The 20,229-nt window shown below is 62.5% G+C and carries 17 protein-coding genes and 1 tRNA gene; 5 read left to right on the top strand and 13 right to left on the bottom strand.

From position 1 onward, the window contains the following. Positions 1-232: 232 nt before the first annotated feature. From HZ994_07670 to bioA, 3 genes are read right to left on the bottom strand one after another with little or no spacing between them, the layout of a single operon-like run. Positions 233-1,456 (bottom strand): insulinase family protein, encoded by a 1,224-nt coding sequence (locus HZ994_07670; protein QTN32214.1) that lies wholly within the window; start codon positions 1,454-1,456, stop codon positions 233-235. A 41-nt stretch (positions 1,457-1,497) separates the two neighbouring features. Then, the gene (gene ispD / locus HZ994_07665; protein QTN32213.1) at positions 1,498-2,175 is read right to left on the bottom strand and encodes a 2-C-methyl-D-erythritol 4-phosphate cytidylyltransferase; all 678 of its coding nucleotides are present in this window, start codon (positions 2,173-2,175) and stop codon (positions 1,498-1,500) included. Continuing rightward, positions 2,172-3,437, bottom strand: a complete 1,266-nt coding sequence (bioA, locus tag HZ994_07660; protein QTN32212.1) for an adenosylmethionine--8-amino-7-oxononanoate transaminase — start codon at positions 3,435-3,437, stop codon at positions 2,172-2,174. The genes ispD and bioA overlap by 4 nt, the downstream gene beginning before the upstream one ends. 390 nt (positions 3,438-3,827) lie before the next feature. On the opposite strand from bioA, the gene HZ994_07655 reads away from it, so the two are divergent. After that, positions 3,828-4,370, top strand: a complete 543-nt coding sequence (locus HZ994_07655; protein ID QTN32211.1) for a DUF1080 domain-containing protein — start codon at positions 3,828-3,830, stop codon at positions 4,368-4,370. Here the strand turns inward: HZ994_07655 and HZ994_07650 are convergent. The 7 genes from HZ994_07650 to xseA form a co-directional block, all read right to left on the bottom strand. After that, positions 4,367-5,536 carry a hypothetical protein gene (locus tag HZ994_07650; GenBank protein ID QTN32210.1) on the bottom strand — a complete coding sequence of 390 codons (1,170 nt, stop codon included), beginning with the start codon at positions 5,534-5,536 and terminating at the stop codon, positions 4,367-4,369. The genes HZ994_07655 and HZ994_07650 overlap by 4 nt on opposite strands. 35 nt (positions 5,537-5,571) lie before the next feature. Next, positions 5,572-6,387 carry an LpxI family protein gene (locus tag HZ994_07645; GenBank protein QTN32209.1) on the bottom strand — a complete coding sequence of 272 codons (816 nt, stop codon included), beginning with the start codon at positions 6,385-6,387 and terminating at the stop codon, positions 5,572-5,574. Between the two features lie 23 nt (positions 6,388-6,410). After that, positions 6,411-6,490 (bottom strand) — tRNA-Leu (locus HZ994_07640). 127 nt (positions 6,491-6,617) lie between these two features. Continuing rightward, positions 6,618-7,055: a peptide-methionine (R)-S-oxide reductase MsrB gene (msrB, locus tag HZ994_07635; protein QTN32208.1), complete on the bottom strand. Its 438-nt coding sequence runs from the start codon at positions 7,053-7,055 to the stop codon at positions 6,618-6,620. Positions 7,056-7,060: 5 nt separating this feature from the next. Continuing rightward, positions 7,061-7,813 carry a succinate dehydrogenase/fumarate reductase iron-sulfur subunit gene (locus HZ994_07630; GenBank protein ID QTN32207.1) on the bottom strand — a complete coding sequence of 251 codons (753 nt, stop codon included), beginning with the start codon at positions 7,811-7,813 and terminating at the stop codon, positions 7,061-7,063. A gap of 65 nt (positions 7,814-7,878) precedes the next feature. Beyond that, positions 7,879-8,208: a hypothetical protein gene (locus HZ994_07625; GenBank protein QTN32206.1), complete on the bottom strand. Its 330-nt coding sequence runs from the start codon at positions 8,206-8,208 to the stop codon at positions 7,879-7,881. Positions 8,209-8,217: 9 nt separating this feature from the next. Next, positions 8,218-9,510, bottom strand: coding sequence for an exodeoxyribonuclease VII large subunit (xseA, locus tag HZ994_07620; protein QTN32205.1), 1,293 nt, complete (start codon positions 9,508-9,510; stop codon positions 8,218-8,220). A 127-nt stretch (positions 9,511-9,637) separates the two neighbouring features. Between xseA and HZ994_07615 the strand changes: the two genes are divergently transcribed. Beyond that, complete coding sequence (locus tag HZ994_07615) at positions 9,638-10,288, top strand: hypothetical protein (protein ID QTN32204.1); 651 nt, start codon at positions 9,638-9,640, stop codon at positions 10,286-10,288. Positions 10,289-10,299: 11 nt separating this feature from the next. After that, on the top strand, positions 10,300-11,706 hold the full coding sequence (gene rimO, locus HZ994_07610; GenBank protein ID QTN32203.1) for a 30S ribosomal protein S12 methylthiotransferase RimO: 1,407 nt from the start codon (positions 10,300-10,302) through the stop codon (positions 11,704-11,706). 133 nt (positions 11,707-11,839) lie between these two features. On the opposite strand, the gene HZ994_07605 is transcribed toward rimO, so the two are convergent. Then, positions 11,840-14,083 (bottom strand): FecR domain-containing protein, encoded by a 2,244-nt coding sequence (locus HZ994_07605; protein QTN32202.1) that lies wholly within the window; start codon positions 14,081-14,083, stop codon positions 11,840-11,842. Next, a complete protein-coding gene (locus HZ994_07600) occupies positions 14,080-14,619 on the bottom strand; it encodes a sigma-70 family RNA polymerase sigma factor (GenBank protein QTN32201.1) in 540 nt (179 codons plus the stop codon). The genes HZ994_07605 and HZ994_07600 overlap by 4 nt, the downstream gene beginning before the upstream one ends. Positions 14,620-14,839: 220 nt before the next feature. On the opposite strand from HZ994_07600, the gene HZ994_07595 reads away from it, so the two are divergent. Both HZ994_07595 and HZ994_07590 read left to right on the top strand, forming a co-directional pair. Further along, complete coding sequence (locus HZ994_07595; protein ID QTN32200.1) at positions 14,840-15,577, top strand: PEP-CTERM sorting domain-containing protein; 738 nt, start codon at positions 14,840-14,842, stop codon at positions 15,575-15,577. 236 nt (positions 15,578-15,813) lie between these two features. Next, on the top strand, positions 15,814-17,361 hold the full coding sequence (locus HZ994_07590) for a hypothetical protein (GenBank protein QTN32199.1): 1,548 nt from the start codon (positions 15,814-15,816) through the stop codon (positions 17,359-17,361). 88 nt (positions 17,362-17,449) lie between these two features. On the opposite strand, the gene HZ994_07585 is transcribed toward HZ994_07590, so the two are convergent. Beyond that, positions 17,450-20,188, bottom strand: coding sequence for a phosphoenolpyruvate carboxylase (locus HZ994_07585; protein QTN32198.1), 2,739 nt, complete (start codon positions 20,186-20,188; stop codon positions 17,450-17,452). Positions 20,189-20,229: the final 41 nt, after the last annotated feature.

Raw genomic sequence — 20,229 nt, 5'->3', positions numbered from 1 at the left:
ATCCGGGTAAAACATGGCTCCTCGTTTGAGTATCTCCGCGAAAACTTCCATGGCCACCTCGGGATCCTCGATCAGGGGCGGGATGCCCTCCGATTCCAGAGGGCGCTTGATCGCGATGATTTCCATCGGGAGAGTTTGGCATGAGGCGCGGGCTTGTCGAGTAAGGAAAGCCGCCCTCCCAGGCGGCTGGATTTTGCTGGGTGCTTTGCTGCCGCCTGGAAGGACGGCTTTCCTAAGATCGGATCTCTGCAGTCGCGGGGTTTTGAGAAAAGATCTGTGCGGCGATGGACTGGATCTGCTCGTCGGTGACGGCGAGGAGATTCTCCCGGGCTTCCTGCGGCGAGGGGATGTGGTTGAAAAACAGGAGCCCTTCCCCGGCCCATGCGGTGTGGGAGGAAGTGGACTCGAAGGCGAGCTTGGATTGGGAGATGGCGAGGCGCTTGGCGCGTTCGAGCTCGCCGGGGCGGGGGCCGTTTGCGACTAGGTCTGCGGTTTCCTTGAAAATGGTTTCGAGGGATTCCTCGCGGGAGTCGGGGTCGAGGCCCGCGACGATCTGGAGGGCTCCGGTTTCGTGGAAAAGGGATGTCTCCGATCCTACCTGGTAGCAGAGGCCGCGTTCCTCGCGCAGCTCGGTGAAGAGGCGGGAGGAGGAGGACTCGCCGAGGATGAGTGAGAGCAGGCGCAGGGCATGGCGCTCTTCAGCGCGGCGGCCGGGGGTGTGCCAGGCGAGGGCGAGCTGGAGTTGGTCGGTTGGTCGGTTCTCGATGATTTCCCGGGAGGAAGAAGGAGTGTAGCCGAGGCGCAGGGGCGGTTTCCTGAACTTTTTCGGTAGGAGGGGGATGAGTGCGGAGAGGATTTCATCGGCATCCATCGGGCCGGCGGTGGCGATGACGAGGTCGTTGCGGAAATGGTGCTGCTTCGCGAAATTCACGAGGCCGGAGCGGGTGATTTTCTCTATGGATTCGACCGAGCCGGAGATGGATTGGCCGAGGGGGTGTTCCGGCCAGAGGGCGGAGGCGAGCAGATCGCCGATGTGGTCGGAGGGCGACTCGCGGATCATGGTGATTTCCTCGCCGATGACGTCGCGCTCCAGGTTTATCTCGTTTTCCGGGAAGGTGGAGTGCCAGACCATGTCTGCGAGGACTTCGATGAGGACGGGCATGAGCTCCGCCTCGCCCTGGGCTTCGTAAACGGTGTGATCCTCCGAGGTGCAGGCGTTCGCCTGGCCGCCGCCGGACTCGATGGCGAGGGTCAGTTGTTTCGCCGAGCGGGTCTTCGTGCCCTTGAACGCCATGTGCTCTGAGAAATGCGCGAGGCCTGCGGGGATGTTGCCGGTTTCGTCGCGGGAGCCGACGGGGAGGTAGATCGAGAGAGCGGCGCACTCGGATTCCGGGAGATGGGCATGGGCAAGGCGCGGGCCGCCGGGAAGATCGTGTGTGGAGTAGGTGGCGGGCACGGTTGGAAGCCTAGCTTCCAACCGTGCCAAGTGCCAAGTGATCAGTGATCGGTGGAAGAATCTAATTTCGGAACGATTCCGGCGAGGTCGGCGGGGGTGGTGATCTTGGGGTTGGGCGAGGTGGAGGGGACGAGCTTCACCTTTCCGCCGTAGGCCTCGATGGCGGAGCTTTCGTCGGTGACCTCGATGTCGCTTTCCAGGATGCGCTCGTAGGCGGAGCGGATGAGATCGGCGTGGAAGATCTGCGGGGTTTCCATGAACCAGAGGTTTTCACGGGGGACGGGGGCTGTGGTGAAATCGTTTCCGTCGGAGCGTTTCAGGGTCTCGGTGACACGGCGGGCGAGGGATGCCGCTCCGTGTTCCTGGGCGGCGGCGATGGTGGCGAGGATGTCGGCTTGGGAGACGAGGGGGCGGGCGGCGTCGTGGACGGCGACGAGCTCCGCATCCGGGGAGACGGCGGCGAGGCCGTTGGCGACGGAGAGGTGGCGGGCGGTGCCGCCATCGATGCGGCGGACGGGTTTGCAGAAGGTGGCCGGATCGAGCAGCTCGGAGAAACGCTTTTCCGGACAAACCACGATGATTTCCGTGATTTCATGGCAGGTGAGGAATGCATCGAGCGTGTGGGCGAGGACGGGCTTGCCTGAGAGGGGGGCGGCGAGCTTGTCGAAGCCCATGCGGCTGCTGGATCCGGCGGCGACGAGGATGGCGGTGGTTTTCATTCTTCGGGATGGATCGGATGGGAAATGCGATCATGTGCGAAGGCAATGCCTTTGCCGATCGCCTCGCAGGCGAAGCGGATCTCATCCGGTGTGATGCAGAGCGGAGGCATGAGCACGATGGTATTGAGGATGTTGCGGGTGACGAGTCCGTGGCGGCGGGCGGCGGTGGCGGCGGTTTCGCCCATGCCATCGTGCAGCTCGATGCCGGCGATGAGGCCGCATTGGCGGATTTCCTTGACGGCGGGGTGCTTGCGGAGGGCGGCGAGGGATCCGGCCAGGGCGGCAATTTTTTCGGGCATGGATTCGAGGGTGCGGTCTGTCTCGAAGAGATCCAGGGAAGCGAGGGCGGCGGCGCAGCCGATAGGGTTTGCCGTGTAACTATGCCCATAGTAGAATGCGTTTTCCCTGCCGCCAAGGAAGGTTCGGTAAACGGCATCCGTCGTGAGCGTCGCTGCGAGGGGGACGGTGCCGCCGGTTAGGCCTTTTGCGAGGCAGAGGAAATCCGGGATCACGTTTTCCCGCTGGCAGGCGAACATGGCTCCGGTGCGGCCGAAGCCTGTCATGACCTCGTCGAGGATGAGGTGGATGCCGTTAGCCGATGTCCATGCCCCCAATTGGGCGAGCATCCCGGGTGGCCAGGGACGCATTTCGTTCACGCCCTGGATGAGGGGCTCGATGACGACCGCCGTCACGGTGGATGGATCCGTGGATTCCAGGACGTGGAGGGAAGAGAGGAATTCCGTTTCGAATCCGTAGCTGCGGAAGCGGGAAAAGAAGCGGTTCACGCCGCCCAGCGAGGCGGCCCCGAGGGTGTCGCCATGGTAGGCGTTGTCGAAGGCGAGGAAGCGTGTCCGTTTTTCCTCGCCCGTCTGCATGCGGGACTGGAGCGACATTTTCAGGGCGGCCTCCACGGCGGTCGAGCCGTTGTCGGAGAAGAAGACCCGCTCCAGTGAGTTTGCGGGGAAATAGGAAACAAGTTTTGCAGCAAGCTCGGAAGCCAGCGGGTGGCCGAGGCCGAGGTAGGAGGAATGGTCGAGCGTGGCCGCCTGTTCGGCGATGGCCGCCGCGATCTCCGGGCGGCAGTGGCCGTGGATGTTCGTCCAGATGGAGGAATTCCCGTCGAGGTATCGCCCACCCTCCGCATCATGAAGCCAGACGCCTTCCGCACGGACGATCATCAGGGGATCGTGCCCCGGCGCGCACCATTCGCCCTGAGGGGTGAATGGGTGCCAGCAATGGGCTTTGTCCAGTTGGGCCGGCATGTGGGTGGATCGATTCGAGGATGTGCTTCAAAAGGCGCCGGAGCGCACTTCTCCGAGCTTTCCCAACTCCTCGGGGATGCGGGCGGAGCCTTCGGGCGAACTGCAGGAGAAAATATGTTTGCTGGTATCGATGATGCGCGTTCCCATGGCAGCTGATTTCATGGGCTGATGATGCTGCCGTTTGGGGAAAGCTCCAAGCGATAAGAATATTCGGCCGCAACTTCTGTTTCCACCAATTCGCCGGGCAGCGCGGTTCCCGGGCGGTGAGTTCTTATTGCGAGACATTTTCCGGGACGGGTTCATGCTGGCGGCATGAAGCGGAGGAATGCGATTGTGCTTTTGGTCTCGGGTCTTGGGTCCATCGGATGCAGGCGGGAGGAGAAGCCGAAAGTGATCGGAACGCCGTGGACAGATCTCAGGGGCAAGTGGAGCTGGGTCGGCGGCGGGCAGGTGGAGGAGGAAGGCGAGTCGCTGCGGATCGGCTGGGGGGAGGGGCTCACGGCTGTCCGCTGGGATGGCGAAATCCCACGGCCGCCCTTCGAGATGGAGATGCAGGCGAAGCGGGTGGACGGGACGGACTTTTTCTGTGCGGTGACGTTTCCAGTCCGCGCGGAAGGCGAGTGCGTGACGCTGGTTGTTGGCGGATGGGGAGGGGGATTGGTCGGTATCTCGTCCATCGACGGCAAGGACGCATCGGAGAACGAAACCACCTCCCACCGCAGTTTCGATACGGATGTGTGGTATCGCATCCGGCTGCTGCGGCAGGGCGAGAGAATCGCAACATGGATCGATGGGCAGAAGGTGATCGATGTCGATACGACCGGGAAAAAACTTTCGCTGAGGTATGGGCCGATCTCGGATTGCGCACCCTTCGGCCTCGCGACGTGGCAGACGACCGGCATGATCCGGAACGTGCGGTGGAGGCCGCTTTAGTCTGCGGCCATCTCATCCCGGCACCATTTCAGCGCCATGAGGCAGTAGCCGGTGCCGTAGGGCTGGTGGTAATCGTAGAGCGGGTAGTCCCACCAGGAGCCGTCCTTTTCCTGGCGGGAAATGATGAGGGCGGCTAGGCGCTCGGCGTATGGCTTGCGTTTTTCCGGGGGCAGGAAGCTGACGGATTCGGTGAAATAATAGACGCCGTAGTAGTAGAAGTAGCCGGAGATCCTGAAATGGATGTCGTGCGGGCGGGGGCGCTTGCGGGCGATGGATAGGAAGCCCTCGCGGGCGAGGAAGCGGTCGGCCCATTCGGTGATGACCTCGTCGGTGATGCCTTCGCGGCCGTAGGCGCGGAGGGCGGCGTTGCATGCCTGGGAGCGGGATAGGGAGCCGGCGGGGCGGTTGATATCGGCCCGTGGGCGCATGATGTGGCTGTGGGAGTAGCCGTAGGATTTGTCCGGAAACTGCTGGCGCTTGATGGAATCGAGGGAGCTTGTGACGATCTTTTCGTCGAGGGTGACTCCCATTGATTCCCGAGACTCGTGCATGGCCAGTAGGACGGTGGCGGAGCTGAAGGAGGTGGTGATGCCGGTGGGCTCCTGGGTGGTGATGTCGTCGAAGAGATCGAGGTATCCCCAGCCGCCGTTGACATCCTCGTAGCGGGCGACGAGTTGAACCTGTTGCTGGGCCAGTTTTCTGTAGAGGGCTTTCTTTTCCGGATCGGTTTCGCGCAGCCAGAGGCGGGTGAGGGCGCGGAGGCCGTAGGCGTGGCCCCAGATGTTGTAGGTGGTGGTCTGGTCGGCGCGGCGGAGCTTGGGAAGGTGTTCGATGGACCAGGCGGTGGCTTTTTCGATGGCGGCGGCGGCTTCCGGGCGGGTGTCTGCGGAATCGAGAAGGCCGGAGAAAGCGAGGCCGGAGGCACCGGCGCGGAAGGCGTCGTGGGCGCCGGGGAGGGGGGCGTAGATGTTCAGGCCCTTGGTGCGGGTGGCGCTGCCCCAGGAGCCGTTTGCGTTCTGGTCGGCGATGAGGAAATCGACGCCCCGGGTGATGGCGGCGGAGATGGCTTCGGGGGTGGCGGGGGGGAGGTCTTTGACGGCTGGCTCGGCGCGTGAGGTGGCTGTTAGGAAAAGGGATGCGGAGATGATGCGGAGGAGAGTGTGCATGATGATTTTGGGGGAGAGGCGACCGGAGATCGCCGCTACAGGGCGTGGATGGAGATCTTGTGCTGGGTGCAGAGGCGGATGACGGTGTCCTTTTCGAGCAGGATCGTTTTCCCCGCCTCTATGCCGATGGCGAGGATGCCGGCCTCGGCGCAGTTCTCTATCGTCTGCGGGCCGATGACAGGAACGTCGAAGCGGAAGTCCTGGTTTGGTTTGGAGACTTTCACGAGGACGGTGTCCTTTTTCCTGCCGAGCTCGCCGCCGCGGCGGATGCAGGCGTTGGTGCCCTCGAAGGCCTCGACGGCGAGGACGGTGCCGTGGCGGACGACGACGGACTGGCCGATGTCCAGGGCGGAGGTTTTCTTGGCGATCTCAAAGCCATATTCGAGGTCGCCGAGCGTGCGGGGCTTGATGACAGGTCCGGCGACGTGGCCTCCCGGCGGGAGATGATCCTCGAGGAATGTGGTGGCGGGCAGGAGGGTGATGCCGTCCTTGGCGAGTTCGTCGGCGATGGCTCCGAAAAGTGTCTCGGCGTTGCGTTTTTTTACCCGAGCAAGCATCATGAGGATGCGGAGGTCGGGGCGGAGGTCGAAGAGGTTTTTCGGGGAGATCTGGCCCATCATCACGGCTTCTGTGACGCCTTCGGAGAGCAGGAACTTGATGAGCCTGTAGAGCTGGCCGACACGGACGTTGCGGTAGGCATCGACCTCCTTTTCAAGGGCGGGGGCGGTCTCGTTGTCGAAGCCGACGGCGACGAGCCGGGCCTGAGGCTCCGCCTTGCGTGCGGCGCGGACGAAGGTGGATGGATAGACGCCGCTGCCTGCGATGATGCCTATGCTGCGCGGGGATTCCATTCTGCTGCGGGAAAAAGTGGAAGTAGCGGCTGTGGGACTCGAACCCACACTCTTTTGGAACTCGATTTTGAGTCGAGCGCGTCTACCATTCCGCCAAGCCGCCGATGGGTCGTCATCTTCGCCGGGCGTGAGATTGGGGCAAGCGCTAAAACTCCAAATTCCCGGCCCGGATTCGAAAATGTCCTGCGGGTGCGACGGAAGGAAGAAGCCCGCCGGAGGCGCGGCTCTCCCTATTTCGGGACGAACTTTAGGCCGACGCCGTTGATGCAGTAGCGGAGGTCGGTGGGGGTGCCGAAGCCCTCGCCTGAGAAAACGTGGCCGAGGTGGCCGCCGCAGATGGCGCAGTTGACCTCGGTGCGGGATCTGCCGCCGGAGTTGTCGGGGCGGGTGGTGACGTTCTGCGCCTTAGCGGGATCGTAGAAGGAGGGCCAGCCGCAGCGGGAGTCGAACTTGTGCTCGGAGGAGAAAAGCAAGGCCCCGCAGCCTGCGCAGTGGTAGGCACCGTCTCCCTGTTTCTTGAACTCGTGGTATTCGTCGCCGTCCGGCGGCTCCGTGCCGGCCTCGCGGAGGATGTGGTATTGCTCGGGGGTGAGGATTTTTTCCCACTCGGCCTCGGTTCTGACAACCTTTCCGAGCGGCTCTTCGGGGGCTTTGCTGAGGGTTTCCATGGGGGTCAGGCGAATTGCTCTTCGAGGACGCCCTTGCCGAAATCGCGGTTCAGGCGGGCGATGTGGTCGACGGATATTTCCTTGGGGCATGCGGCCTCGCACTCGTACTGGTTGGTGCAGTTTCCGAAGCCTTCCTTGTCCATCTGGCGTACCATGGCGAGGGCGCGTTTGCGGCGCTCCGGCTGGCCCTGCGGGAGGTGGCCGAGGTGCGAGACTTTCGCGGAGACGAAAAGCATGGCGGATGCGTTCTTGCATGCGGCGACGCAGGCGCCGCAGCCGATGCAGGCGGCGGCGTCGAAGGCGCTGTCGGCATCGTCCTTGGGGATGGGTATGGAGTTCGCATCCACGGCGGATCCGGTGCGGATGTCGATGTAGCCGCCGGCGGCGATGATGCGGTCGAAGGCGCTGCGGTCGACGATGAGATCCTTGACGACGGGGAATGGTTCTGCGCGGAAAGGCTCGATCCAGATCGTGTCGCCGTCGCGGAATTTCCTCATGTGGACCTGGCAGGTGGTGATGCCCTTTTCCTTGGAGTGGGGGACGCCGTTGATGGTGAGCGAGCAGGATCCGCAGATGCCCTCGCGGCAGTCGTGGTCGAAGTGGATGGGATCGTCGCCATCGCCGATGATGCGCTCGTTGACGATGTCGAGCATTTCGAGGAAGGAGGCTTCCGCGGGGATGTTCTCGGCGGGGTAGGTGTGGATGCGGCCTTTGGAGCGGGGGCCGCTCTGGCGCCAGACTTTGAGGGTGAGGTTCATAATGCGGTTCGTTTTACGTTTGGAAGGAAAGACAGGAAGGGGCGGAGGGCAAGGACAGATGTTGCTCAATCCTTTGCGGACCAGTTCAGGCCTTTTTCGGCGCGCCACTTCCGGTAGGCTTTGAACTGTTCCTTTTTTGCGAGGGTGCGGCGTTCGGGATCCTCTTTGAGGAATGTCTCGAAGGGTGTGCCGGGGCCGACCTCTACGATGCCGGGCTCGGCATCCGGCTCGGCGAGTTTCTCTGAGCGGCTGGAGCGGGAGAGCCTGGCGGAGAGGGCGGCGAGCCTGCCGTTCATGCGGAGGAGCTGGAGCAGGATGATGATCAGGATCGCCGTCGCGATGTAGGCGAGGACGATGATCTGGAGAGGGAATTCCGGGTTTGCGGCGGGAGGCATGGGATTGTCTTATCTGATGTTGGAAATGATTTCACCGTCGATGAGGCGGGTGCGGATGGCTTGGCCTGGCTTGGCGGATTTCGTGGAGCGGAGGATGTTCCCGTCCGCATCCATGGTGATGGAAAAGCCGCGCCGGAAGGCGGATTCGGGGCCGAGGGTGCGGATCATGGTCTCGAGTCGCTTGAGCTTTTCCGCGCGGTTTGCGAGCTGGTGGGCGGTGAGCGTGCGGAGATCCTTGCCGAGGGTGGCGAGCTTTTCAAGGCGGCGTTCGATGATGCGCAGCGGGTGGAGTGCGCCGTGGCGGAGGCGGATCTCGCGGAGTTCGCCAGCGCGGGCGGTGATGCCGGTGGCGGCGGCCTGCGCGAGCTCGGAGCGGAGGGAGTCGAGGCGTTGGCTTGGCTCGCGGAGGAGGTTTCTGAGGGAGCGGGCGATGCGGTTTTGCAGGCCATCCAGTTTCGCGGCCAGTTCGGCGGCATCGGGCACGGCGAGCTCGGCGGCGGCGCTTGGTGTGGGTGCGCGGAGGTCGGCGGCGAAATCGGCGATGGTGAAATCGATCTCGTGTCCGACTGCGGAAATGACCGGGATTTCCGAGGCGGCGATGGCGCGGGCGACAATTTCCTCGTTGAAGCACCAGAGATCCTCCAGCGATCCGCCGCCGCGCCCGACGATGAGCAGGTCGCAGCGGGGGTAACCGAATTTTTCCGGTGCGTTGAGCTTTCCGATGGCGGAGGCGATTTCTCGCTCCACGCCCTTGCCCTGCACACGGACGGGAAAAAGCACGGGCTGCACCCAGGGGGCGCGGCGGGAGAGGATATTGAGGATGTCCTGGATGGCGGCACCGGTCGGCGAGGTGACGATGCCGATGGTGCGCGGGAAGGCGGGCAATGCCTTTTTCCGGGAGGCGTCGAAAAGCCCTTCCGCGTGGAGCTTTTTCTTCAAGGCCTCGAAGCGCGCCTGCAAGTCCCCCTGGCCGGAGCGCTCGGCTTTTTCTACAATCACCTGGAGCTGGCCGCGGGCGAGATAGACGGTGGCCTCCGCGAAAACCCGCACCTGCGCCCCGTCCTCCAGCGCCTCGGATCCCTCCTTGTTGCGCGCTCCGAACATCGCGCACTGGATCTGAGAGCCCTCGTCCTTGAGCGAGAAATACCAGTGACCGCTGCTCTGTTTCTTGAGGTTCGAGACCTCTCCCTCGATCCAGAGTTTCCCGACCTCCACCTCGATGGTGCGCTTCATTTTCCGCACCAGCTGGCTCACGGAAAAGGCTTTCGCCGGTTTTTTCGGGATATCGGAAAACAGATCCACTTGCGGGATACTCTGCGATCAAGCGCCCGCCGTCCAACACGGATCTCATGGGGAGGCGGGAAAATTCGATCCAGAGGGACTCGTTGACATTGCGGGGGATGGGAGACATTTTCGCCGGGTGAACACGATGACAATTTTGCTTGGGGCAACCTTCGCGCTGCTGCTTGCGGCGGTGGTGCTCTCTTTCCAAGGGATGAAGGACGGGGTGAGGAACGCCCCGCAGGATGAGATCGCGAGGTTGCGCAGCCAGATCGACCAGCTCCGCATCGAGCAGGACAGGCTTGCGCTCGAAAAGCAGCTTCGCGAAGTCCGCGAGAACCCCGTTCCGCAGACCGCCGGCCCCTCCGAGATCGAGAAGATGAAGGCGGATCTGGCCAGGAAGGAAGCGGAGATCGCAGCTCTCGCGGCCGAGAAGGAGGATGCCGAGAAAAAGGCGGACACCTACCGCGACGAGGCCGGGCACAACGCCCAGCGCAAGCTTGAGGAGAGCGACAACGAACTCCGCCGCGCCCGCATGATCCGGGACGCATTGCTCATAGGCCGCGTCACCGAATACGTGAACAGCCCGGAGGTGGGAGCCATCCTTGTCATCGAGGTTGTCATGGCTGAGCATGTCCAGTCCGGAACCATCCTCGCGATCCGTCGCAACACCGGCATCCTCGGCCGCGTCAAGGTGACGGAGGTGAGCGCCGAGGGAGCCATCGCCAGCCCCATGCCCGGCTTCGGCCAGATCGATCCCCAGCCGGGCGACGAGCTCATCATTCCCCCCCAATTCTAATTTCACATCCCATGGAAAAAACAACGGTCGGCCTGATCTCCCTGGGCTGCGCAAAGAACCTGATCGATTCCGAGGTGATGATCGGCCACCTGGCCGAAGCCGGGATGGCCCTCACACCTGATCCCGAGCTTGCCGATGTCCTCATCGTCAACACCTGCTCGTTCATCGACATGGCGAAACAAGAGTCCATCGACGCCATCTTCGGCGCGGTGAACGAGCGCGGCGAGAACCCGGAGCGCGCGAAACAGAAAATCATCGTGGCCGGCTGCCTGTCGCAGCGTTTCGCGAAAGACCTGCCCGGCATCATGCCGGAAGTGGACGCATTCATCGGCCTCGACCAGATCACCAAGGTCGCGCCCATCATTGAGAACCTGCTGGGCAAAAAGAACTCCGACGAAGTCCGGAAAACGGAAGGCCCCGCCGCCACCGACGATCCCCGCGATTTCGTCACGCTGAAGCCGAAGTACGTCCCGGACTACACCACGCCGCGCTTCCGCCTCACGCCGGATCATTACGCCTACGTGAAAATCGCCGAGGGCTGCAACCACACCTGCACCTTCTGCATCATCCCGAAAATCCGCGGCGTCCACCGCTCCCGTACCCAGGATTCCGTCCTCCGCGAGGTCGAGGCGCTGGTGAAATCCGGCGTGAAGGAGATCAACCTCATTTCCCAGGACACCACCTACTTCGGCATGGACCAATGGGAAGGCCAGCGGCCGAACCCGAGTTCACCCGTCGATTCCACCCGGGGAAATTCCCTCTGCACCCTCCTGCGCGAGATCAACAAGATCGAAGGAGATTTCTGGGTGCGCCTTCTCTACACACACCCGGCGCATTGGTCGGACGAGCTCATCACCACCATCGCCGAGTGCGACAAGGTCGCGAAATACGTGGATATCCCGCTCCAACACATTTCCGACCGTATGTTGACCGCCATGAAACGGGTCACATCGGGCGATTACATCCGCGATCTCCTGCGCCGCATGCGCGCGGGCATCCCCGGGCTCGGCATTCGCACGACGTTCATCGTAGGTTTCCCCGGCGAGACGGAGGAGGATTTCCAGGAGCTGTTGGAGTTCATCGAGGAATTCCGCTTCGAGCGCGCCGGGGTTTTCCAATACTCCAAGGAAGAGGGCACCCGCGCCGTGAAGCTCGACGGCCACCTCCACCACATGACCCGCAAAAGCCGCTGGTCCCGCGCCATGTCCGCCCTACAGAAAATCGCCTCGGAGACGAACCAGTCACAGGTCGGCAAGGACGTCCGCGTCCTCGTCGAGCAACCCGGCGTCGGCCGCACCCAATGGGATGCGCCCGAGATCGACGGCAGCGTCATGGTCGATGAGAAACTCCCCGTCGGCTCCTTCGCGAATGTGAAGATCGGCGACTGGCGCGGGTATGATCTCGTGGCGGCGCGGTGATATGGAGAAGAGTGCGTCCCGCCTCTTTTGCACAAGCCTGGTCCCTCGTGCTCGATTCTCCACCAAGGAGCCGGATGCGTGCTTCTCCATATTGTCCGTCGGCGTGTTTCCGATAGGTTTTTTCTGTCCGGTTTCACTTTCCTTTGGCGGAGCGGAACTGGTGCTGCACTTCCACAGGTGTGAGTGGGCGGTTCCATTGCGCGATCTCGTCAACCCAGCCGGTGAAAGGTAAGCCCACAGAGCTGGCCGGACTTCCTCCGAACTGCACTTCGGTAAGGATTCCCTGCTGCATCCCGCGGAACTCGGTGCTGCGGGCTGCCATCCTGCCGTCGAGATAAAAATTGACCGCGGAAGGGCTCCAGCTTGCGGCGAGGTGGTGCCATTTCCCATCGGCGATGCCATTCTCGGTGGTGAGGAGCAAATCGAAGCGCCCGTTTTCCATGAAAAATCCGGCGCGGCCATCCGCATCAAGCTGGAAGCGGATCGCGTTGTCCGCCGGATGCTCCCCTGCCGTCCAGAGGATCTCCCGGGCGCGTGCCCCGGGTTCTTTGCGGATCCAGAATGAGACCGCGCCTTCCTTTCGGTTTGCATCCGCGGGTGCGGCGGCGAGATCCGTTCTTGGCTCGGCACTTGCGGCGCGGGTGGCGCGCAGCGAGAAGGAGGTGATCCTTCCCGATGTTGCGGAGCCGTTGGTCGCTAGGCCTACGGAGCGGATCTCCTCGTTGAGTAGTTGTGTGGTTTCGCGAACCATTTGGTAGCTCTCTTCGTCGGGCCGCTTCGCGAACCAAGTGGCCTTCCATGTTCCGCCGCCTCCGCTGGTGTCCAGGACGATGCGCAGATCGATGTCACCCTCAGCGGCTGAAAGCGTGCCATCCCAATCGCTGTCATCCGCCAGCCCGCCGTTTGTGCCGGAGGTGCCGAGAAACGCTTTGTGCGACCCGTTCGATCGAATGCTGCGTGCCAGCATCCATGCCCGGCCGACGACTGCATTCGTGATGAAGCGGTTATGGACGCCTGTGTCCCTGCTCTGGCCGTTTGCGAAGCCCAGTGCAACCCATGAACCCGCCCCTTTGAGCCAGCGTACCGATGCATCGAGGGTATAAACGACACCTTCCACCGGCACGAAGGCGAGCGTGGCGCTGCCTTCTCTCGGCGCGAGCTCCCCATCCTTGCCGAAAACCGGGGCGGCGATCCATTTCGCGCCGGAGCTGGAGGCATCCGGCTCTGCGTCATCCAGTTTGCCTTTCCCCTTGAAATCCTCGCGGAAGAGGACGCCTTCGTGGAAGGGAGTGGTGCCGAAGGAAAGGGGCGCACGAACCGCTTTTCCGGTGAGATGTGCCGAACGGTTGCCATCGCCAAACCCGAGCCAGCCACCCCCCGGGACGGGGCCGATCGCCGCTGGCGCTGCACTCGGATGATGCCGTCCTGTCAGTCCTTCCGGGGTCTCGTTTTTCAGCGCCCCGGTCGCCCCGTCTCCCAACCTCCAATATCCGGTGGGGTTCTGGCCGCTGACCGTGGTTGCATAATTCGCAGGAGCTGCCAGCAGATCGGCGAGTTCGGGAAACGGATCGCGGGCCAGTGACAGGCCGGTGGTTTCGCCGTCTCCTGAGATTGCGAAGCCCCGGCCTTCCGGCGTCAGCGTGATGATCTTTTTCCGGTCGGCTTTTCCGAAGACCTCGACCTTGCCCTCGATCAGATGCACCTCAGCCGGCCCCTCTTTCGGCACGCGCACTGCGAAGCGCGTGCCGATGTCGCGGACCAACAGCTTCGGAGTGGCGACCTCGAAGGAATTTTCCGATCCGCCTGAATCGATCCACAGCCAGCCGTGGCTGAGTTCCGGCTTGTCCAGTTGCGGGAAAGAGACCCTGGCCGGCCCCTGGATCACCATCTCCGCTCCGGATCCGGCTCTGAGCCTCAGGGTTCCGGATTTCACCTGCACGATTGAGCCGGCGGTGACTTTCCGGTTGTCCCTACCCCGTTCGCGCGGCTCCGCGTCCACGCTCCAGAGCGTGCCCTCCGCTGCGTCCGCCGAGAGTGGCACCGGTTGCTTTGCAACGAACATCGATGCGATGATCGCCCCGAGGATCACCAAAGCCGCCGCTGCGAATATAGCCCGCCGGAAGAACCGGATCGGGAGCTGGGATTGCCCGACGACAGGCAGGTTTCCCTGCTCGGTCTGGATGGCGGCCTCCGCCTGGAGCATGGCAGCCATCTCGAAATATTCCATGTATGCCGCCTGTGCCTCGGTTGAGCGGGCGATCAGCGCCATCAGTTCGTCACGTTTTTCAGGTGCAAGGGTTCCCTCCTCGAGTTCCTCGAGAGCGCTCCAGAGTGCACTGACATCGAAATCGCCCCCTGCTGAATCGTTTGCGTTCATGGGTTCAGCTCCTCCATCCTGGTTTTGTGGGTCACGCAGGTTCTGAGTGCCATGCGGATCCGGTGCAGGGAGACCTTTAGGCTTTCCGCGTTCCTGCCCACCTCAGCCGCCAGTTTCCCGAGGCTGTGCTCGCCGATGTAGCGGCGCAGGATCAGGCCCCTGTCCACCGGGCGCAGTTGCTGGAGGCAAGCCCGCAGCGCCTCCAATCTCACCTCCGTCGATCCAAGGTTCCCTGTCTCCACCCGATCAATGAGCTTCGTGAGGGTTTCCTCGGGCATCGCCCATTCCTTGCGGCGGGATTGGTCGCGCCACGAGGAAAGCACCTTGAACTTCGCCACCGAGAACATCCAGGATTTGAAATTCGTCCCGATGCGGAACTCGCCCCGCTTCTGCCAGATCTCGGAGTTCGTTTCCTGGATCACATCGTCCACCTCGGAGCTCCCAGGCAGCAAGGACAGCACGAAGGCACGGAGAGCCGCCTGATGGGTGACCACCAGTTGCACGAAGGTTTCTTCCGGATCGGGTTGTTTTGCCATGGCGCGTCCTGCAAATGATTATTCCAGAAAGCCGCCGCATGTAATCCGCAATTTCCTTTATTTCCGGAAGGGGACTCCGGCTTCCGCCTGATCCGCCCGTCTGGGAAGTTTTTTTCAGAAAAGCGTTAACCGTGGCGCACTGATTGGAATAGGTGGCAGTGAAAGGTCGATCTGCGACCTGACAACGAACCCAACGAGAACAAATCCAACCGACCAGAACATGAAAAAATCCCTGAATATCATCCTTTGCGCATCCGTCCTCTCTTCATTGCCCGCTTCCGCAGTCGTTCTGGCCGCTGGTTGGGATACCTTTGGCAGCGGCGCAAGCACGGGACCAAGTATCACCAACCTCAGCACAACAGCCACGCTCTCGAGCACCTCGACCTGGGGACAGTGGAACGGCGGGGGTACTAACTCCTCGGGAGCGAGTACCGACGGCACTTTCGGAAGTCTGAGTTCTACGGTTGCGTCTGCTTCTACGTTCGGTGCTGGTGAAGGCAGCAACTCGGGTTCAAACCTGAGTCTGAATCGGAGTAACAAGCCCGGCTCCCTCATCTTCAGCCTGACCAACAACTCGGGATCCGACCAATCGCTGGAGGGCTTCTACTTCGACGCGGTCGGACGGTTCGCCCAATCGGCCAAAGACTGGTCTCTCACCTTCAGTGGTGCCATTTCCGGGACAGCTGCCAGCGGAACGCTCACCGAAAGCGACATGATGGCGGCGACTGCGGCTCAACGCAACTGGTTCGTCGATCTCAGTGGCTTGACAGACAGCACTTGGGAGAGCGGTGGCACAGCCATATTCACCCTCGCCTTCAGTGGGGGTGCCACCTCCACAGGTACTGGCGGCGGACAGGAAACCTTGGTCGATAACATCGGTATCACGGTCGTCCCCGAGCCATCCGCTGCACTGCTTGGAGCTCTCGGAGTCCTCTGCCTGCTTCGACGCCGCAGATAAGATTAGCAGATTAATTTCAGACCCCATTCCGCCAGCCGGGATGGGGTCTTTTGTTTCCCGCAATCAGGAGAAGAGTGCGTCCCGCCTCTTTTGCACAAGCCGGGTTTCTTCGTGCTTGATTCTTCGCCAAGGAGCCGGAGGCGTCCTTCTCCCTAGGCGGGTGGTGAAAGACGATCCGGGTTCTTTTGGTATTGGGGGACGGGTCTTTGTGTGGCCTGTTTCGATCCTCTTCCCTGATGAGTCTTTTTCGCCCTGCCGCCTTTGCCTTCATCCTGCTCGCCACCTGTCCTTCGGTTTTTGCGCAGTCCCCGGCCCAGGAGGAAGCTCCGGGACCGGTGCGCTACCGTGACTTCGGTGCGAAGGGGGACGGGAAATCCGATGATTTCGAGGCGCTGGCCAAGGCACATGATTTCGCAAACTCGAAAGGCCTCCCGGTAGAGGCGGACAAGGGGGCTACCTACTACATCGGCGGTGCCGACCGCACCATCATCATCAGGACAAACACGGATTTTGGCACTGCCAGATTCATTATCGACGATACCGATTTGAAAAACAGCAGTGCGAATGTCTTTCAGGTGCGGTCCCTGCTGAATTCATTCAAGCCCAAAGGGATCAGTTCCCTGAAGCGGAACCAGCCCCGGATTGATGCGAAGTTGCCGGGCGCTTGCATCCTCGCGGTCACCAACTCCAATGAGAAACGCTTCATCAGGCTCGGCAAGAACCAGAACAGCGGTTCACCGCAGACCGATGCGTTCCTTGTGGATGAGAAGGGAAACGTCGATCCCAGGACGCCGATCATCTGGGATTTCGACCAGGTTACGGATGTCCTGGCGCGACCGATCGACGAGGCGACGCTTTTCATCAAGGGAGGCAGGTTCACGACGGTTGCCAATGCCTCGGAAGGCACAGGGTATCACGCGAGGGGGATCTCCATCATCCGCTCGAAGGTGGTGATCGATGGGTTGGAGCACCGCATTGAGGGCGAGGGGGACGTGGGTGCGCCATACTATGGTTTCATAAACATCTCGGGCTGCGCCAACGTGATGGTGAGGAACACGGTGCTCACCGGACACAGGACCTACAGCAAGATCGGCAGTGCGGGCATGCGGGTGGCCATGGGTTCGTACGACATCACGGCCACCCGTGCGCTCAATGTATCGTTTGTGAATTGCAGCCAGACCAATGACATCATGGACTCCAAGTACTGGGGGATCATAGGCACGAACTTCTGCAAGAACATCACCTATGACGGATGCACCTTTTCGCGTTTCGATGCGCACCAGGGGGTGACGAACGCGACGATCCGCAACTCGACCCTCGGCTACATGGGAATCAGGCTCACCGGAAGCGGCACTTTCCTCGTGGAAAACACGACGGTGAAAGCCCGGCATTTCATCCACCTGCGCGAGGATTACGGCAGCACCTGGGACGGCGACATCATCATCCGGAATTCCAGATTTCTCCCGCCCGGAGGAGGGATCCCCAGCGTGATCGGCGGCTCCAACGACGGGCAGCACGATTTCGGCTACACCTGCCACATGCCCGCGCGCATCGCAATCGACGGTCTCCACATCGCCGACCCCGAGGATCCGAAAGGCGACATGGGTCCGGCGATCTTCGCGAATTTCAATCCCAAGCTGACCGACGGCTCATATTCGCAGGGGTTTCCCTACATCATCACCCGCGAGGTGATCCTCAAGGATGTCACCACCGCCAGCGGCAGGCCTCTGCGGATCAGCGACAATCCCTTCATGTTCAGAGATGTGAAGGTGAGCGGGCTGTAGCTGGGTGAAGAGCGCGTCCCGCCTCATTTATGGAAGCCGGGCGACCCGTTCCCGATTCTCCGCCAAGGAACCGGAGGCGTCCTTCTCCTTACCCCGTCGTGCGGAGGCCGCTTGCGATGGCGTTGATGGAGAGGAGGAGCTTCGGGAGCAGTGCGTCCGCGGCGGTCTGGTTTTCCTTTCCGAGGTGGCCGCGCCATTCCTTGAGGAGGGAGATTTGCTGGTGATGGAGGATTTTCAGGGGCTCCTCGCGGATGGCGAGGGTCTTGGCCATGCGGGGGCGGCGGTCTGCCATGGAACCGTCGAAGAGTTCTGTTAGGAGCTTTCCTGTTAGGTCGAATTCTTCGGTGATGCGTTTCGTGAAAGTCTCGCGGATGGCGTTGTCCTCTACCAGCCCGGCGTATGCCTGCATGAGACCGAGGTTTGCGGAGGCGAGGTTGGTCTCGACGTTGGTGAGGACGTAGGAGAGGAAGGTGGATTTTCCGACGGCTTCCTTGAGTGCGGCGAAGTCTTCGGGCGATTGCTCCTTGAGCTCGGAAAGGGCGGAGCCGACGCCATACCAGCCGGGCAGGTAGTAGCGCGCCTGGGTCCATGAGAAGACCCACGGGATGGCGCGGAGATCGGAGATCGAGTGGGATTTCTTTCCGGTGCGGCGCGCGGGGCGGGAGCCGATGCGGGAGTTTTCCAACGCGTCGATGGGCGTGGCCTGGCGGTAGAACTCGATGAAGCCCTCGGCGCGGAGGAGGGACTGGTAGGCCTTTTGCGAGGTGGCGGATAGGGTGTCGAGGAAACGCTCCGCGGGATCGGGTTTTTCCGGGAGGTGCCTGTGGCGGGCGGTGTTGATCGCGGCGCCGGCCAGGAGCAGCTCGAGGTTGTAGGTGGCGTTGGCGAGGTTCGCGTATTTCTGGGCGATGGTCTCGCCCTGCTCTGTCATGCGGAAGGAGCCGGACATCGCGCCATGCGGCAGGGCGGCCATGAACCAATGCGTCGGGCCGGCACCGCGGGAGATCGTGCCGCCGCGGCCGTGGAAGAAGCAGAGCTTCACGTTTTTCTCGATACCCGTTTTCGTTAGGGCGGATTGGGCGCGCTGGAGGGCGACCTGGGCGGCGAGGATGCCGCAGTCCTTGTTGGAATCCGAGTATCCGAGCATGACCTGCTGCTGCGGCTTGGCCATGGCGGAGATGGTGCGGGCGGTGAGCGGGTGGTCGAGGAAGGCGCCGAGGATACCGGGGGAGTTGTGGAGATCGTCCATCGTTTCGAATAGCGGGACGACGGGCATGGTGCAGGCCATGCCTTCCGGGGAATGGAGCATCAGCCCGGCCTCGCGGGCGAGGAGATAGACGGAGAGCAGATCGGAGAGCTGGCGCGTCATCGAGACAATGAGCGAGCCGAGGCCGGCGGTGCCCCGCTCGCGGTGGTGGCGGACGAGGACGCGGTAGGTGTCGAGGACGTTGTCCGCATACTCGCCGATGCGGGTGCCGTCGTGGAGGAAGGGGCGGTTGGACTGCAGCTCGGTGTTGAGGAAAGCCAGGCGTTTTTCCTCCGGCCATTCCGGGAAATTCCCGCCGTCCTCGATTCCGGCGGCGCTGAGGATTTCGGCGATCGCCTGGTCGTGGAATTCGGAGTTCTGGCGGACATCGAGGGTGGCGAGGTGGAAGCCGAACATCTCGATCTTGTGGCGCACCGGGCGGATCGCCTGCTCTTCCAGCAGGCGGCAGCCTGCGGCCGAAAGCGTGCGGGAAATGAGGTCGAGGTCTGCGGTCAGCCCGGCGGGTGAGGTGTAGCCAGGGAAACCTTTTGCCTGCTCCTTGAGGCGCAGCGCCATGAGGCTGGCGAGCTGCCGCCATGGCTCCTCGCCCTGGCGGTCGAGTATTTCCTTCACCCTGCGCTCGTTGCCGATGGTGAAGGTGAGTTCGTCGATGCGATCCTGGAGTTCCTCGGGCACCTCGCTGAGGTTGCGGGAAACGGTGAGCTGGGCGGCGAGGTTGATGAGTTCCGTTTCAAGCAGATGCAGGGCGGCCTTGCGCAGCTCGCCGAGGCTGGATTCCGTGACCTGCGGGGTGACGAGCGGATGGCCGTCCCGGTCGCCGCCGATCCACGAGCCGAAGCTAAGGTGAGGGACGTTCCCGGCGGAGCGGAGCAGATCGAGCGGCAGCCCGGCATCGCGCCATGCCTCGGTGAAGTGGAGATCGAGACGGTTGATGGCGGTGGGGAAAAGGTCGCGCAGGTAGTGGATGGCGTTGCGCAGCTCCGAGCTGATGTCCGGGCGGACGAGGTGGATCTCGGCGGTGAGCCAGAGGGTTTCCAGGGTGGTGACGACCCGCTCGCGGATGCGGCGTTTCTCGCGCTCGGTGTATTTCGGGTATTCGTTGCGGACGAGCTCCTCGTAGAGCGCTCGCTGGCGGGCGCGGACGGACTCGCGCTTCGCTTCGGTCGGGTGGGCGGTGAGGACGGGCTCGACATGGACCTCATCGAGGACTTCGAGGATCTGCGCGGGCTTGAGGCCGATGGCCTGGAGATCCCGCAGCGCCTGTGGCCAGAGGCCGCGGATCGAATCGGCGCCGAGCGCCTTTTCCCGCTCCCGGCGGATCTCGGCGGCGACGCGCTCCTCGATCATGTTCAGGAGCTGGAAGCCGATCGAATAGAGTTTCGGCAGGTCGTCCGGGGTTTTCGCGCCGGCCTCAGGGACTTGCCCCGACCACGGCATGTAGGGCAGGAGTGCGGATTGGCCGGCGCTCTTCAGCGCGTCCTGCAGGCAGCCGAGGAGGTAGTTGAGGCGTTCGTCGATCAGGCCGAAGCCTTCGATGCGTAGCTGTTCGCGTGTGTTCATCTAATTTTCAACTTTCAAAATTCGCCTTTCGAGGAAGAGGC

This window comes from Akkermansiaceae bacterium, assembly GCA_017798145.1.
Taxonomy (GTDB): Bacteria; Verrucomicrobiota; Verrucomicrobiia; order Verrucomicrobiales; family Akkermansiaceae; genus Luteolibacter.
This window is presented reverse-complemented; position numbering and strand designations above follow the sequence as displayed.